This is a genomic window from Bradyrhizobium sp. P2_E8 (assembly GCF_056403875.1).
The window spans coordinates 1-1,434 of sequence record NZ_JBFUES010001412.1 but is presented as its reverse complement, the minus strand read 5'-3'; the positions used below and the strand labels follow the sequence as shown (position 1 = coordinate 1,434).

Here is a 1,434-nt window from a genome sequence, read left to right as displayed (position 1 = left end):
GGCGCGAGTACGACCTGCTCGGCCCCGGCGCCTTCATGGCGGCAGGCCGGCCCGGCCGCGTGCGCAGCCTGCTCGAAGGCTTCGGCTATGCCAAGCCGGACTATGCGCTCAAGCGGCGCCTGATGGCCCTGATGCTGCTGCACCACGCCAGCGATCTCAACAGCCACATCTGCATCGAGGGCTGGCAGGACAAGGCGAACGATCTCGTCGAGCTGCAGGAGCTGATCTGGGCGGAGTGAGGGCTCTCGCTCCACCCTCCGTCGTCGTCCTGGACAAGCGTAGCGTCTGGCAACGCGAAGCGTTGTCCAGCAGCGTAGCGCCGATCCAGGACCCATTACCCCAGGGAGAAGTTTGGCGAAGACTCGTGGTTGCCAGCTTGGCGCCGCAACTTCTCCCTGGGTCCTGGCTTTCGCCAGGACGACGGCGGTTGAATAGGCCGCCTACCAAATAAGCCGATGTTCCACGCAGCTCATTTCATAAGCAAATGCGTCTCTTTGTATGCAATGCCAATGGTCGGGGCGTCAGCGCCGCGCCCCTCTCTCGTTCAGTTTACATCATGATATCAATATATTAACCGCGGAGTAAGCTCCCGTTAAGCTCTGGCACGAACCTTGCGAATCCAGTTCCAACCAGAAACTTTTGAGTTGGAGCGATTTCATGAAGCGCCGCGATTTCCTCAAGTCCGTTTCCGGATTGGCCGCTGGCGCGGCGCTTCCGGCCATGCCGTCGGTGATCTCCTCGGCCAAGGCCGATGCGCGTTCGGAGACGCTGCTGATCGTCTCGGAGGGCGGCCCCAACAATCTCGACATCCACGGCGTCGGCACCAACGTGCCCGGCTATGAGGTGTCGTGGAATTGCTACGACCGGCTGATCAGCCACGAGATGAAGAGCGGCCCCGGCGGCGTGCCCTATTACGATCGCGACAAGTTCAAGGGCGAGCTCGCCGAGGACATGAAGATCGACGACATGTCGGTCACCTTCAAGCTGAAGAAGAACGCCAAGTTCCACGACGGCGCGCCCGTCACCGCCAAGGACGTGAAGTGGTCGCTCGACCGCGCCGTCAGCGTCGGCGGCTTTCCGACCTTCCAGATGAGCGCGGGCTCGCTCACAAAACCCGAGCAGTTCGTGGTGGTCGACGACGGCACCGTGCGCGTCGACTTCGCCAAGAAGGACAAGCTGACGATTCCCGACCTCGCCGTCATCGTGCCCTGCATCGTCAATTCCGAGCTGGTGAAGAAGAACGCCAGCGAGAAGGACCCCTGGGGTCTCGAGTATACGAAGCAGCAGACCGCGGGCTCCGGCGCCTACAAGGTGACGAAGTGGACCGCCGGCACCGAAGTCATCATGGAGCGCAACGAGGATTGGGTCGGCGGCCCGCTGCCGAAGATCAAGCGCGTGATCTGGCGTATGGTGCCGCAGGCCGGCAACCGCCGC

At 62.4% G+C, this 1,434-nt stretch carries 1 protein-coding gene and 1 pseudogene; both read left to right on the top strand.

Annotation, left to right across the window (positions count from 1 at the left end; genetic code table 11):
* Positions 1–239: pseudogene (locus AC1D00_RS40955) on the top strand (phosphotransferase); the annotation flags it as partial.
* A 418-nt stretch (positions 240–657) separates the two neighbouring features.
* Positions 658–1,434, top strand: a 777-nt coding sequence (locus AC1D00_RS40950) for an ABC transporter substrate-binding protein (protein WP_477014625.1), incomplete at its 3' end; no start/stop codon positions are given.